The sequence below is a fragment of the Pseudobutyrivibrio sp. genome (assembly GCF_017471675.1).
Classification (GTDB): Bacteria; Bacillota; Clostridia; order Lachnospirales; family Lachnospiraceae; genus Pseudobutyrivibrio.
In genome coordinates, this window is sequence record NZ_JAFUSK010000087.1 from 1 (window position 1) to 14126 (window position 14126).

The 14126-nt window shown below is 34.9% G+C and carries 17 protein-coding genes, 2 tRNA genes and 1 CRISPR repeat array; of the genes, 18 read left to right on the plus strand and 1 reads right to left on the minus strand.

Translation table 11 applies throughout. The features are described 5' to 3' along the window. The first annotated feature begins 7 nt into the window (after window positions 1-7). The 8 genes from IJ535_RS13340 to IJ535_RS13375 all read left to right on the plus strand — a co-directional run bounded on the left by IJ535_RS13340 (window position 8) and on the right by IJ535_RS13375 (window position 3254). A tRNA-Gln gene (locus IJ535_RS13340) sits at window positions 8-79 on the plus strand. A 52-nt stretch (window positions 80-131) separates the two neighbouring features. Beyond that, a tRNA-Lys gene (locus IJ535_RS13345) sits at window positions 132-204 on the plus strand. Between the two features lie 134 nt (window positions 205-338). Beyond that, entirely contained in the window at window positions 339-521 is a 183-nt protein-coding gene (locus IJ535_RS14205; protein WP_242830186.1) for a DUF3791 domain-containing protein, read from the plus strand. Next, on the plus strand, window positions 518-607 hold the full coding sequence (locus IJ535_RS13355) for a DUF3990 domain-containing protein (RefSeq protein ID WP_072910800.1): 90 nt from the start codon (window positions 518-520) through the stop codon (window positions 605-607). Before IJ535_RS14205 ends, IJ535_RS13355 begins: the two co-directional genes overlap by 4 nt. 150 nt (window positions 608-757) lie before the next feature. Further along, complete coding sequence (locus IJ535_RS13360) at window positions 758-985, plus strand: hypothetical protein (RefSeq protein WP_044937206.1); 228 nt, start codon at window positions 758-760, stop codon at window positions 983-985. 175 nt (window positions 986-1160) lie between these two features. Continuing rightward, window positions 1161-2012, plus strand: a complete 852-nt coding sequence (locus IJ535_RS13365; protein ID WP_294303827.1) for a helix-turn-helix domain-containing protein — start codon at window positions 1161-1163, stop codon at window positions 2010-2012. Between the two features lie 277 nt (window positions 2013-2289). Continuing rightward, the gene (locus IJ535_RS13370) at window positions 2290-2661 is read left to right on the plus strand and encodes a desulfoferrodoxin family protein (RefSeq protein ID WP_294292790.1); all 372 of its coding nucleotides are present in this window, start codon (window positions 2290-2292) and stop codon (window positions 2659-2661) included. A gap of 95 nt (window positions 2662-2756) precedes the next feature. Further along, entirely contained in the window at window positions 2757-3254 is a 498-nt protein-coding gene (locus tag IJ535_RS13375; RefSeq protein WP_294303829.1) for a shikimate kinase, read from the plus strand. Window positions 3255-3274: 20 nt separating this feature from the next. Here the strand turns inward: IJ535_RS13375 and IJ535_RS13380 are convergent, their stop codons facing one another. Then, the gene (locus IJ535_RS13380) at window positions 3275-3979 is read right to left on the minus strand and encodes a hypothetical protein (RefSeq protein ID WP_294292796.1); all 705 of its coding nucleotides are present in this window, start codon (window positions 3977-3979) and stop codon (window positions 3275-3277) included. A 176-nt stretch (window positions 3980-4155) separates the two neighbouring features. Between IJ535_RS13380 and IJ535_RS13385 the strand changes: the two genes are divergently transcribed. The 10 genes from IJ535_RS13385 to csn2-St all read left to right on the plus strand — a co-directional run bounded on the left by IJ535_RS13385 (window position 4156) and on the right by csn2-St (window position 13606). Continuing rightward, on the plus strand, window positions 4156-5358 hold the full coding sequence (locus IJ535_RS13385) for an Ig-like domain-containing protein (protein ID WP_294303831.1): 1203 nt from the start codon (window positions 4156-4158) through the stop codon (window positions 5356-5358). Between the two features lie 9 nt (window positions 5359-5367). Further along, window positions 5368-6123, plus strand: coding sequence for a GNAT family N-acetyltransferase (locus tag IJ535_RS13390; protein WP_294303833.1), 756 nt, complete (start codon window positions 5368-5370; stop codon window positions 6121-6123). A 3-nt stretch (window positions 6124-6126) separates the two neighbouring features. Next, window positions 6127-6960: an AraC family transcriptional regulator gene (locus tag IJ535_RS13395; protein WP_294303835.1), complete on the plus strand. Its 834-nt coding sequence runs from the start codon at window positions 6127-6129 to the stop codon at window positions 6958-6960. A 157-nt stretch (window positions 6961-7117) separates the two neighbouring features. Then, entirely contained in the window at window positions 7118-7357 is a 240-nt protein-coding gene (locus IJ535_RS13400; protein WP_294303837.1) for a hypothetical protein, read from the plus strand. A gap of 14 nt (window positions 7358-7371) precedes the next feature. After that, entirely contained in the window at window positions 7372-10425 is a 3054-nt protein-coding gene (gene cas9 / locus IJ535_RS13405) for a type II CRISPR RNA-guided endonuclease Cas9 (protein WP_294303850.1), read from the plus strand. A 79-nt stretch (window positions 10426-10504) separates the two neighbouring features. Then, window positions 10505-10798, plus strand: a complete 294-nt coding sequence (locus tag IJ535_RS13410; RefSeq protein ID WP_294303839.1) for a type II toxin-antitoxin system RelB/DinJ family antitoxin — start codon at window positions 10505-10507, stop codon at window positions 10796-10798. Continuing rightward, window positions 10795-11076 carry a type II toxin-antitoxin system YafQ family toxin gene (locus IJ535_RS13415; RefSeq protein WP_294303841.1) on the plus strand — a complete coding sequence of 94 codons (282 nt, stop codon included), beginning with the start codon at window positions 10795-10797 and terminating at the stop codon, window positions 11074-11076. The genes IJ535_RS13410 and IJ535_RS13415 overlap by 4 nt, the downstream gene beginning before the upstream one ends. A gap of 313 nt (window positions 11077-11389) precedes the next feature. Further along, window positions 11390-12298: a type II CRISPR-associated endonuclease Cas1 gene (gene cas1 / locus IJ535_RS13420; RefSeq protein ID WP_294303843.1), complete on the plus strand. Its 909-nt coding sequence runs from the start codon at window positions 11390-11392 to the stop codon at window positions 12296-12298. Window positions 12299-12302: 4 nt separating this feature from the next. Further along, window positions 12303-12611 (plus strand): CRISPR-associated endonuclease Cas2, encoded by a 309-nt coding sequence (gene cas2, locus IJ535_RS13425; protein ID WP_294303845.1) that lies wholly within the window; start codon window positions 12303-12305, stop codon window positions 12609-12611. Continuing rightward, entirely contained in the window at window positions 12608-13606 is a 999-nt protein-coding gene (gene csn2-St, locus IJ535_RS13430; protein WP_294303846.1) for a CRISPR-associated protein Csn2-St, read from the plus strand. Before cas2 ends, csn2-St begins: the two co-directional genes overlap by 4 nt. Window positions 13607-13701: 95 nt before the next feature. Then, window positions 13702-14066: direct repeats of the CRISPR family, unit length 36 nt; unit sequence GTTTTAGTACCCGGAGAAATTAAGTGATTAGAAAAC. The last annotated feature ends 60 nt before the right edge of the window (window positions 14067-14126 follow it).

The following is a 14126-nucleotide window of genomic DNA, read 5'->3' on the forward strand; positions in this document are numbered from 1 at the left end:
CCCTTGTTGGGCTATCGCCAAGCGGTAAGGCACCAGATTTTGATTCTGGCATTCGCTGGTTCGAATCCAGCTAGCCCAGTTTCGAGTCTATGCCTTTTTTAATTCACTGGCAATAGCAATCAATTTAATATGGGGTTGTAGCTCAGCTGGTAGAGCACCTGACTTTTAATCAGGTTGTCGGGAGTTCGAGCCTCCTCAGCCTCAGCGAATGAAAGCCTTCAGATTCGTCTGAAGGCTTTTTCTTTTATTTAGGAATCTGTTATATTATTTATGTAGGAGTTAATTTAACAAAGGAGATTAAATAGATGAATCAAGAATCTTTTTCGTTTGTAATCTACATGATTCATGCTTGTGCTAATAAGTGGGGGAAACTACCATCTGAGGTTTATACTATGCTGAGTAGTGTTGATTGTATAAATAATTATTTAGTTAAGCATTTTGATATAATTCATACTCAAAGCACGTCCTATGTTATTGATGACATTACAGATTATTTAAATGCAAGAGGTGTTAAAATATGATTGTTTACCATGGCGGAATTGATGTAATTAAGAAGCCAGATATTAATCACTCATATAGACCATTAGATTTTGGTAAAGGTTTTTAGAGTTGTAGATATGTATCATCAAGGCATCTGGGATAGAGATAGAGCTTTGAAAGAAATCAAGGTATATGAAACTTATGACCAGATAGCTTTTATATCACAAAAAACTATAGATAATCTTTTGTCTTATAGTTCTTCATATGAGGTTAAATAATGGATGATAAAGTATTAGAACAGGTATACCAGGAAAGCTTGGAAGAGAGATTGATTTCTTATATAGCAAAAGAAAACAATGTTTCTCTAGAGAAAGCAATGGCTATCTACTATGGTAGTAAGCTTTCAAATAAAATAAATCAAGGCAAGGAAGGAATGCAGTATCTAGACTACAAGGTACTTGCGGATATATTAAAAGAGACAGAGCCAGAGTTGTTTGAAAAATAGTCTTCATATGAAGGCTTTTTTCGTTATTGTATGTATCTATAGTAAGATTATCTATTGGTGACAAGTTGTCACCAGTTGGTGTCAAAATGTAACCGACTCAATTTAAATTATTCTCGCTAAAATAGATTGCAATTAATTGAGATATAATGCATTCTAAGTTTAGGAGGGGATATCCATGAATAAGGAAAAGACAGGATTACTTATAAAATCTGCGCGTCTGCAAAAGGGATATACGCAATCTGAATTAGGGGATATTTTAGGGGTATCAAATAAAGCAATATCACGCTGGGAAAAAGGAGATAGCTTCCCTGATGTAGGCATTCTTGAAGATTTATCTAATTGTCTTGATATCAGTATTGAAGAGCTTGTCAGTGGTGAGCCTGATATTGATAAAGATAAAAGTTTTACAGCACTTTTAAGAATAGTAATAATACAGGCAAAGGATTCTATCATAATAAAACAAGAATTAATAGCTAATATTGTTATCATGCTTATATTGATAATGAGATTTTATTTTTCATTTCTTTCGAGAAGGGGGTATAACTGGGATTTTAAGCTGGATATGGCACTCTTGATAATCTGTTTCGTGGGAGTGGCATTAAGGATTGTGAAAGGCAGAATCATTTGTAGCTATTTTAAACAATTTTTTATTTTAAATATAATTATATTGCTAATGTCCATAGTTAGCATAGTTGTTATGTATACTGGCTTTATTTATTGGGAGCATATAGTTAGTTTTGTTAAACCAGAGGATCTAGGTCCGACACTCTCTAGGGTGTTTGGAATTATCGCATTATTTAATATAAGATTATTTGAGTATGAGTGGCTTAAGATAAAAAATACTAGGACGGTGTCTTTAATAATGGCTTTCGTTAGTTTAGCTAATGTATTTCTATGCATCTCTTACAGAGAGTTGATGGGCTCAGTATTAAACATCGATGATGCAGTGCAATCAATAGGAGTTATAACTATTTCAATTATAATATCCACCATAGCAGCAATCACTGCGATGAAACATTGCAAATAGAACAGCTGAGTATGACAATCTGCCGTAATTTTGATAGTCATACTCAGTACCTAAAACAGAAGAAAGCCAATGAATTTCCAAGTATGACAATCGCCAAAACGGCGGGGATGTCATACTTTTTTTCTAAAGTAGTGCATATCAGCCTCAACCAGGCTCATGTTTTTGAAGGAATATGTCAATAAACAGTGAAATGTGATGTTTTCTGCTCAGAAATATGGTATAAGGTATCTATAGGTATTTTTACCATTACTGGCATAAAAGTAAAAGGAGGTTGGGTATGAAATTTTACGTATGTAGCGTATGTGGCAACTTTGTTAGCATGATTAAGGAATCGGGGGCTCCTATGACATGCTGTGGACAGAAGATGAAGGAATTAGTTCCTGGAACATCTGATGGAGCGGCAGAGAAGCATGTACCTGTATTCAAAGTTGAAGGCAACAAAGTTACAGTTACAGTTGGTTCTGTAGAGCATCCAATGGCACCAGAGCATTACATTGAGTGGATTGCTATTGAGACTGCACAGGGGGCTCAGCGCAAGGTGCTTAATCCTGGGGATAAGCCATGTGCAGAGTTCTTGCTTACTGATGGAGATTCAGTGGTTGGCGTATATGCATATTGCAACCTACATGGTCTCTGGAAATCAGAATAATTGAAATTTATTTGGCCTGGCTGCAAGCTAGGCCTTTCTTTTTGCAGTCTGTTATGGCATAATATTTCCAATTTAATAGGCATGAGGAGAATATTATGAAAGAAAACATTGTTTTGATTGGTATGCCAGGAGTAGGAAAGAGTACACTTGGTGTAGTTCTTGCGAAGGAATTAGGATATCAGTTTGTAGATGCAGATTTGCTCATTCAGGAGCGTGAAAAACGCCTTTTAAAGGAGATAATTGCTGATGAGGGAGTAGAAGGCTTCCTAAAGATAGAAAACGATGTAAATGCCACAATTAGCGCTGATAAGACTGTTATCGCAACAGGGGGTAGTGTTATTTATGGCAAGGAAGCAATGGAGCATCTTAAGGAAATAGGAACGGTTGTATATCTAAAGCTTGATTATGATACTCTTGATAGCAGACTTGGTAATCTTAAGGGACGCGGTGTAGTGCTTAAGGATGGTCAGACATTAATGGATTTATATAATGAAAGAGTTCCTTTGTATGAGAATTATGCCGATGTGATAGTAGATGAAGGTGGCTTAGATTTAGAGTCAACATTAAAAAAGGTACTAGAAGGCCTCTCTTAGGAGGCTTCTAGCACCTTTTTCTATCTTTCAGATACTTTCTTGTATCCTGTTTTTACAAGCCATTTTTGGTCGATGATTTTAACCTCGTCGCCAAAAGCGATGTGTAGTCTTACAGAAGATGGCTGTTTTTCAATATCCTTTACAGTGCCCTCGCCAAACTTAGGGTGAGAAACTGTATCGCCTATTTCATATTTTATCTTAGAGTTTTCCAAATTTTTATATGCTCGCTGAGTGCGATAAGTATCAAGCATCTGTACCTGAGCGTGATCAACGCTAGGACGCTTTAGTACGGAATCATAATCTACCTTTTTAAGGCTCTGGCCTTCTACATAATAATCGGCAGGAATTGCTCCAATTAAGCTGCAGCAATATTTCCATGCGCTGCCGTGAACACCAGGCTGCCAGGTGTATTCGTTAGGAATGCTTATGTGGCGTGTCATGTAGTGTGCGTATTCATGCTTGTAGAGATTGATTCGATCTGTCTTTGATAGCTGCTCGTTCAAGCAAAAGCCAATAAAGAATAATGAGAACTGAAATTGTTCTTCATCATCATAAGATGGTGGAAGATAAGAGCCCAGGGCCTTTTCATCCATTCCAAAAGTGATAGGAACCTCGGCACCGTGCAAGCCAAGCTTGTGGTCCAATACGGAGTAGAGTGCAGTGATTTCTGCTCTAAGCACAGGTTCCTCATCATGTAACATTTTGAACATTTGTTGCTTAGTCATTGTGTCTCCTTAAAACTTAAAAACTTTCCAAGAAAACAGTATATCAACTGAATCTGCTTTTTACAATTAAAGGTGATAATTTTGTTAAATTTTTCCTATAAGTTTGACTTTGTAATTGCCGAATATTAGTATAAAAATATAAGGGGGAGTGTTACATTAGGGAAACGGAGTGAGCTATGAGAAAATCAGTGTATTTTTTTAGAAAGCTTTTGGCTATTTCTTTAGCGGTAATCACAGTGGCATATACTGCAGTGCCTGCAATACATGCGGATGCAGCTAAGAAAAAATCATCAAGCACAACCTATGCTGCTGGTGATGAGATAGCTTTTGGTCATCTGGATGGCACAATCCTTAGCTGGACTATATTGTCTTATGATGATACAACTAAGACGGCCCTGTTAATTTCCAAAAAGGGGCTTAATTCAAAGTCTGTAGTTGATTATAGAAAAGCTATTGAAAACGTATATAAGGCAGCAGGTAAGGCGCCTTCCTATGTTAGATGGTCCGAAAACTATTGGAGAGGTTGGCTTAATCAGATTTTCTATGTTAATTGTTTCAATGATGCTGAGCGTGCTAAAATATTAAAGACAACATTGACAGCAGAAGCTGCGAAGAACAGTTTGCAGAATTTTTATCATGACACTACCTTGGATGCATATTATATAGCTAACGGCAAGAAGAATCCTATGTTCATGGATATTTATGAATCCCAGACTACCAGTGCAGATTATATCTTCTTCCTATCAACAGATGAGTATACAGCCTATAAGGATGTGATTAAGCTAGAGCACGACACATGGCCACTTAGAACAAATGCCTATGATGATCCTGGACAGGGGCTATTTGTAAATGAAACAACTAAGCTTATAGAAAGAAAATACTATTATTGTGGAGTGCCTATCAAGCCAGCTATGTATGTAAAGCTAGGCGAACCAGAGGCAGAGGAAACATCAGATGCAGATACTAGTAAGACATCTGATAACAAATCTACCTCAACAGCTAAGAGTACAACTACTACAAACACATCAAATACCGCTACTACAAATGCTAAAACCACAGCAACCACTACCAAAAAGACTGCCAAAGCAAAGAGCTTTGCTAACAACGGCACAAATGTAGGTAATGTAACATTGCCGGATGATGCATCATATTCGCTAAAGTCTGGTGGTACAGCTCAGGTGGCTCTTGATATGGATTATCTCAATAGTACCGACAAGCAGTATAATGTTACATACAAATCTTCTGATTCTAACATTTTTACAGTTGATTCAAGTGGGCAGATTACAGCAGTTAGTTCTGGTACAGCTAATTTGACGGTGCGAATGAAAAAATCAAACGGCAAGGTGTATACCATGTCTTGTCGAATTGATGTGAGCTAGGAGTAATTATTGACTACAGTTAAATATCTACATAATAAGCTAACAATAAATAATGTGAAGGATTTACAGCCTGACTATGACGATGGCACGCTTGTGCTAACGGAAAGTCAGGCTGTTGTTGATGAATGCGTTCTTAGAAAGATTCCTGTGGCAGGCATAGAAACCGCCACTGGCGAAAGCCTCAATTGCCAACAGATAATCATTGATGTGGATGAGCTTGAGGATGAAGACTTAGAAAGAATTTATAGGCGCTGTGCAGGCATCCCATGGAATATTGGATATACCAGCCGTTGCTTTATAAGGGAATACTGCGAGGATGATTTAGAAGCTTTGTATGAACTTTACAATGAACCTCACATGACAGACTATATGGAGCCTTTGTATGAGTATGAGGAAGAAAAAGACTATGAAAAAAAATATATAGAATACATTTATAAACTATATGGTTTCGGAATGTGGTTGATTTTCGACAGATTCACAGGTAAATTAATAGGTAGAGCAGGAATCGAAGTCCGTGACACCTGTGATAGGGAAAATCAGGCTGAACTGGGATTTGCTATTAGCCATAGTAGATGGCATCAGGGTCTGGCATACGAGGTATGCGCTAAGATAGTAGAGCTTGCACGGGATGAATATTCACTTAGTAGCCTGATTGCCAGGTGTGATCCGGCTAATGTAGCCAGCATAGGATTACTTACAAAGCTTGGGTTTTCACAAGTGGGATATGAAGAAAACGGAGATTTAAGGTTTTTTAGGGAGATTTAGGAAATGGATTTAAAAGATTATCAGCATGAAGTTGTTGTGACTGATGAAGGGCTACCATTTAAGCTTTTTGCATTTGAAGGACAGGATGGTGGCTATATTAGAGACAAACATTGGCATCGTTCTATAGAGATTTTTGCGGTGTGGGAAGGAAAGCTCGATTTTACTTTGCACGAAAAGAAATTCCCGCTTACTAACGGCGAGTTCGTGATTGTTAATAGCAATGAGGTTCACAGCATTGTTGCACCTGAGCCTAATAGAACTGTGGTGCTTCAGATACCGCAGGAAACTTTTGCAGACTATTTTACAGACGACCAGTTTATTTGGTTTTCTCACGGGGACAGAGAAACTGACCACAGAGTGTTTACGCTTCTGCAGGAAATGTACCTTATTTACACTAATGGTGAAGAGGCCAACAAGCTACAGGTATTAAGCCTTTACTATGAGCTTTTATACATCCTTGTTACTAAGTATCGAAAGTTTAACGTAAACGAGGATATTCTAAAGAGCAGCAAGCAACTGAAAAAGCTCTCCAACATTACCAGATATATGAAGGACCATTATTCAGAAAGTATTACACTTGAATCCATGGCAGACCAGTTTAATTATTCACCATCCTATCTATCTAGAATGTTCCAAAAGCATGCAGGAATTAATTTCAAGGATTATTTGCTTGGCATTCGCTTAGAGCATGCAGTCCGCGAATTGGAAGAAACAAATGGCCAGATAGTAGACATAGCCCTCGGCAACGGATTCCCTAATTCCAAGGCCTTTTCTAATGCATTTAGGGATAAATATGGAATATTGCCAAGTGAGTATAGGAAGAATAACGGTAAATGAGTCTTGCTGTGGGCTAACATTTAAACCAAATTGCTTTCAGCCCTTGTGCCTGCTGGGCTTGCGGCAAGTAGTAATAAGTAATGAAATGGATGTTGAAGTGGTAATAAGTAGTAATAGGAAGTAATAGGCATATAGCATAAATTTTTGGGAGGAAACTATGGGAGTTATATTTGGATTGGATTTGGGTGTCGCATCTGTTGGATGGGCAGTTGTTAATGAGAACTATGAAATATTGGAATCATGCTCTAATATTTTCCCTGCTGGCGAGGCGGCTGAAAATGCTAATAGGCGAGGCTTTCGTCAAGGAAGAAGAATGACTAGGAGAAGAAGAACTAGAGTTAATGATTTTAGAAATTATGGCGAAAACATGAGTTTGCGCTACCTAATAATGAACTAAATGAAGTTTTAGAAATTAAAAATAAAGGGTTAAATGCTGCATTAAGTGAAGATGAAATTTATTATGTTCTTCTTTATAGTTTGAAACATAGGGGAATATCATATCTTGATGAGGCTGATGATGGTAATTTATCAAGTGATTATGCAAGAAGTATTGCTAGAAATGAAGAAGAATTAAAAGAGAACTTTCCATGTCAAATCCAGTTAGAACGTCTTCAGAGATATGGGGCATATAGAGGCAATATAACTATAATTGAAGATGGTGAGCCTGTTACTTTGAGAAATGTTTTTACAACATCAGCTTATAGAAGTGAAATTGAAAAGTTCTTAGAAGTGCAAAAAGGCTTTAATACTAGAATTTCAGAAGAGTTTATTGCTGAATATTTAGAAATCTTTAATAGAAAAAGAGCGTATTATATAGGACCTGGAAATGAATTATCTAGAACAGACTATGGCGTGTATACTACAGTTTTGAATGAGGATGGAACCTACATTACAGAAAAAAATCTATTTGATAAATTAATTGGAAAATGTAGTGTATATCCAGAAGAAAAGCGTGCAGCAGGGGCATCATATACCGCACAGGAATTTAATGTTTTAAATGATTTAAACAATTTAAAAATAATTTCAGATTCTAAATATGTTGAAGATGGGAAGTTAACAGAAGAAGCTAAAAGAATAATTGTTGATAATATCAAAACTGCAAAGGCGGTAAATGTTCCTAAAATAATTAAGGATGTAATTAACGATAAAGACGCGCAGATTAATGGTGCGAGAATAGACAAGAATGAAAAAGAAATTTTTCATTCTTTTGAAGTGTACAATAAAATGCGAAGGGCTTTTGAAACTATCGATGTAGATATAACGAAATATCAACGAGAAACACTAGATAAGCTAGGAGATATTCTGACATTAAATACAGATAAAGATTCTATTACTGAGGCGGCTAGGGAATTAGAGCTATCTGATGAAGTACTGGAATGTTTAATTAAGTTGCGTAGAAATAATAGTTCTTTATTTAATAAGTGGCAGTCGTTCGGGTATAGAATTATGTTAGAACTGCTTCCAGAACTATACTCACAACCTAAAAATCAGATGCAATTACTGACAGATATGGGAGTGTTTAAAACTAAACCTGAAAGGTTTGCTGAGTATGATACTATTCCTGCAGATGTTATTACAGAGGAAATATACAATCCTGTAGCCGCTAAGACCATTAGAATTACTGTAAAGATATTGAATGCATTGATAAAAAAGTATGGATATCCAGAGCAGATTGTTATAGAAATGCCAAGGGATAAAAATACTGACGAGGAGAAAGCTCGAATTAATAAGGAACAAAAAAATAATGAAAATGAATTGAAGAATATTAAGGCGAAGATAAAATCTGAATATGGAAGAGATATTACAGATGCTGATTTCAAACAGCACAAAAATCTTTCTTTAAAGCTAAAGCTATGGAATGAACAGGGGGGAGTCTGCCCTTATTCAGGTAAAACAATAAGAATAGATGAACTGATAGATAACAGCAATCTTTTTGAAATCGATCACATTATTCCGTTATCGATTTCATTTGATGATAGTCGCTCAAATAAGGTTTTAGTATATGCATCTGAAAATCAGAATAAGGGAAATCGCACACCTTATGCATACCTTACTAATGTAAATCGTGATTGGGACTTTTATAATTATATGGATTTTGTATTGAAAAACTATAAAGATGCAACGAAACGAAAAAAGAAGGAAAACCTATTATTTGAGGAAGATATAACTAAAATAGAAGTATTATCAGGATTTGTTAATCGAAATATTAATGATACTAGATATGCATCAAGAGTTGTTTTGAATTCATTGCAGGATTACTTTAGAGCAAAAGATTGTGGAACTAAGGTTAAGGTTGTTAGGGGAAGCTTTACCCATCAAATGAGAATGAATTTAAAGCTGAACAAAGATAGAGATGAATCTTATGTTCATCATGCTGTTGATGCTATGCTTATTGCTTTTTCTCAGATGGGATATGATAGTTGGCGTAAGCTAACAGAGCAGTTTATTGATTATGAAAATGAAGAATATATTAATAAAAGCGGCTTCGAAAAACTATTAAGCAGTGATGAGGCATATAAGAATGCTTTGTATCAGTCTAAGTGGATGAAGATTAAGGCTAACATAGAGAATGCGGCTGAAAAGAACAAATACTGGTATCAAGTTAATAAAAAATGTAATAGGGAATTATGCAATCAGACTATCTATGGTACAAGAGAGTATGATGGTAAAGCATATAAAATTAGTAAGCTAGATATTCGTACAGATGATGGTGTAAAGAAGTTTAAGGGAATTGTTGAAAAGAAGCCAGAACGTCTACTTGTATGTAAAAATGACCCAAAAACTTTTGAAATACTAATGGATATTTGGAATAATTACAAGGATGCAAAGAATCCGTTTTTGCAATATGAGCAGGAGAATAATGATGTAATCAGGAAATATTCTAAAAAAGGGAATGGACCTAAGGTAGGAGTGCTTAAATATGAGGATGGTGAGGTTGGAAGTTGCATAGATATTTCTCATAAATATGGATATGAGAGAGGAAGTAGAAAAGTTATTCTTGACTCATTAAATCCGTATAGAATGGATGTGTATTATAAGACAGATGAGGAAAAATATTATTTTGTAGGAGTCAAGCAATCAGATATAAAATGTGATGGTGATTTATTTGTTATAGATGAGCAGAAATATGCAGAAGCCTTACTTGCTGAAAAGATGATAGCTAAAGGGCAATGTAGAGGTGATTTGCAAGAACTTGGTTATGAATATAAGCTTTCATTTTATAAAGAAGATATTATTGAATATGAAAAAGATGGAGAGGTGAATACAGAGAGGTTTTTGTCTAGAACTATGCCAAAAGTACGGAATTATATTGAAACTAAGCCTTTAAATGCGGCAAAATTTGAAAAGCAAAATCTTGTGGGGCTTTCAAAAACAAAATCCGTCAAAAAAATAGTAACAGATATTTTAGGAAATAAATTTTATGTAGATAAAATGAAATTTAGTATTGTAGTTGGAAAGCAGTAGTTTTGGAATTACCGTAAAACATTGTATTGCAAAAGTAAAACAAAGGAGTTATCATACAATTATAAAGGAGGTATAGATTATGGCTTCAACAGCAGTAAAAGATACAAACTTTAATATGCGTATGAATAAACAGAAAAAAATTAGCCTAGAAGATTTATATGGCAGTCTAGGAATGACCTTGGCAGAAGCAGTAAATATTTTTTTTGAAAAGTCTTTAATGGAGGGCGGTATCCCATTCGATGTAAGGATGCCTCGCTATAATAAGGAGACTGAAGCGGCTATTGCAGAGGCTCGCGATATAATGAGTGGAAAGGTTAAGGCTAAAGCTTATAGTTCTGCGGAGGAGCTGTTTGCCGATTTGGATAACGAATGAAGTATAAATTAGTTACTACCACAAAGTTTAAAAAGGATTATAAGAAGTGCAAGAAAAGAGGTTATAATCTAGAACTATTGCAGAGTGTAATTAATACTCTTTTATCAGGTGAAAAGCTAGATTCAAAGTACTATGATCATCCTTTACGTGGAAATTATGAAGGTTTTAATGAGTGTCATATTATGTCTGATTGGCTACTAATGTATGCCATAAATGATGATGAATTAGTACTTACAGCTGCGAGAACTGGAACACATAGTGACTTATTTGATGAATAGTTTTAAAGTTTTTGTATTATCAGCCGAAATGAAAAGTGGGAATAATAATTTTTATTGAAAAAATTGTTTCGGTGGATTATAGTATTCTTAGTAGACGAAATTTCTAATCACTTAATTTTTTCGGACCTACTAAAATAAGGCTTTATGCCGAAACTAAAGGACACCGACGGGTGTCCTTTTCTTTTTGCATGATTTTCTGCTGGTAGAATAAGGGATTGCCAGCAGGAAGCTGGTTTTGCCAGACAAGAAAATAGATGAATCTGTTTTCTTGGTATTTACGATTTTATTGTACATTTGCAAAGAGGTAGTGACTATGGCGTATAGAGTTGTTCTTATTGAAAGTGAATGTTCACTTCACTTAAAATTAAATAATCTCTTAATCGACAAGGGGGAAGGCGATATATGGATTCCTCTTGAAGACATATCTATGATTGTTTTAGACAATCTCAAAATACAATTTACTGTGCGGCTCATGAGTACATTAGCAGAGCATAATATTGGTGTAATCATGTGTAATATAGACCATTTACCTATTGGTTTTTATAGTTCTTATGACAATCACAGCAGAATATCAAAATGTATTGGATTTCAAATTAATAAAAGTGAAGAGTTTTATGATGCTTTTTGGAAGGCGATTGTCTTTCAAAAGATAAATAACCAAAAACAGGTCCTAGAAACACTTGGAAAAAATGATGTTACAGAAAAATTAGAGGAGTTAGCAAATGATATAATTGATGGTGATAAAACTAACAGAGAAGCTCATGCAGCAAAAGTTTATTTTAATAATTTGATGAATGCGACTTATTCAAGAGGAAATGAGGACATACTTTTGAATTCGGGATTAGATTATGGGTATACGATAATAAGAGCCTTTATTGCTAGATTATGTGTGGGATATGGGTTGAATAGTCAGTTGGGGATTCACCACAAAAATGAATATAATCGATTTAATCTTGTTGATGATTTAATGGAGCCTATAAGGCCATTTGTTGATTTGATAGCGTACCGAATATTAGAAGGTGAAGAATATTTTAAAGTTGAACATAGAAGAAAGCTAGTAAATATTTTAAACCATAAGGTTAAGTATGCTGACAAGAAGATGTATATAGCTAATATGATTGAGGAATATGTTTCACAATATGCGGCTTTTTTAGCTGAAAAAAGAGAGACTGTTGTATTTCCTAAAATAAATGATTATTTGGGTGAAGAGGATGATAACTAAGTATATGAAAATGTTATGCATGTTTGACTTGCCTGTTGATACTGCTGAACAGCAAAGGGCATATAGAAAATTTAGAAAAAATATTATGTCGGAAGGCTTTATAATGATTCAGTATTCTGTCTATGTGAGAACATGCCCTAACCGACAGTTCGCTAACCAGCTAGAAAAAAGATTACAGAAAATTATGCCTAAAGAGGGGAATGTCAGGTTGCTAACAGTCACAGAAAAACAATATGATGACATGAAGATTATGGTTGGAAGTAGGCAACTTTCTGAAACTGCATTGGGAATTGAAAGGATGATTGTTATATGAAATTATCTATTGCTAATTATAACGAAAATATCGAAATAAACTTTGATGTTATTACTCAATTATGTGGACAAAATTTACCGATAAAGAATACCATAGTGGATTCAATCTGCAAACATTTTTCTAATGATAAATATAAGGACTATGAAGAAAGGCTTATAGATAATATTCTTATCGATGGAGAAGTTCCTGGTAGAAAACAGTGGGAATGTTGTCGTATAAGTAATAAAGATGATATTCTTGCAACTATTCAAATGAATAAAGGAAGTATACTTGGAAAATGTATAAAAGAGTCTATAAATGGATTTGATTGTCAAAATGATTTATTAGAAATAGATAATATCTTGCTTAGAATATTTGATAGATTTAATCAAGTCATGTTTTCGCAACAACCAATAGAATTGCAGTACACGCAAGAAGATTTATTTTCCATGATTCAACAGACTTCCGTAAGAACCAAAGATGGCGAAGATATACATGTTTTACCAGTGGAAGATGTCTTAAAAGTTTTCATAGAGATTGTTACAATGCAGCAAAGAATGATTCCAGAAAAGCGTTTATATGTATTTGAAAATGTAGATCATTATATGAATGAGGCTTGCTATGTTAACTTTGTAAAAGAGTGCGAAAAGATTGCTAAATTATCAAATATATGGTTTATCTTTACCACAAGTTTAAAAGGATATATTTATATATCTCCTGATAATATTGAATCTATCAATGTTATAAACGACGTGGTGTATAGCATGCCAGCTATGGAGCACATAATCGATTTTGCTAATAAATATTATCCTATTAGTAGAATATGGAATCAGGATGATGTGATACAAATATTGAAAATAGCAATACATGATATTGGAAAAAGAGAAGCATTATTGCAGTCTGATGAGTTGGTGTTTTTAAAACTAATGAATGATACATTAGATTTGAAAACATATTGGGAAAAAAGGCCTAGTACCCCAGAAATACAATGCTTATTAGATCCAAATATGCTATAATATTAACGGGTGCGAGGGGCTAAAATGTTAACTAGTATGATGATACAATTTATAGGAGACGTTCTAGATATTGTATTTATAAAACTAGATTTGACGTTTTAGTACCCGGAGAAATTAAGTGATTAGAAAACTACACAAGAATATTTCTGGAGGTGGCAGCGGTTTTAGTACCCGGAGAAATTAAGTGATTAGAAAACAGCCCTGACACGTTACTACTAACAAGTGACGTTTTAGTACCCGGAGAAATTAAGTGATTAGAAAACTGAGGATGTGACGGAAGAAGATGGAAGCGAGTTTTAGTACCCGGAGAAATTAAGTGATTAGAAAACAGTACACATGATTGTGCCAAAGAGTGTGGAGTTTTAGTACCCGGAGAAATTAAGTGATTAGAAAACAACAAACAGATTCTCTATAGGCCATGACGGTTTTAGTACCCGGAGAAATTAAGTGATTAGAAAACATCAAAAATTAGATAGAGATATTAAAATTGGTTTTAGTACCCGGAGAAATTAAGTGATTA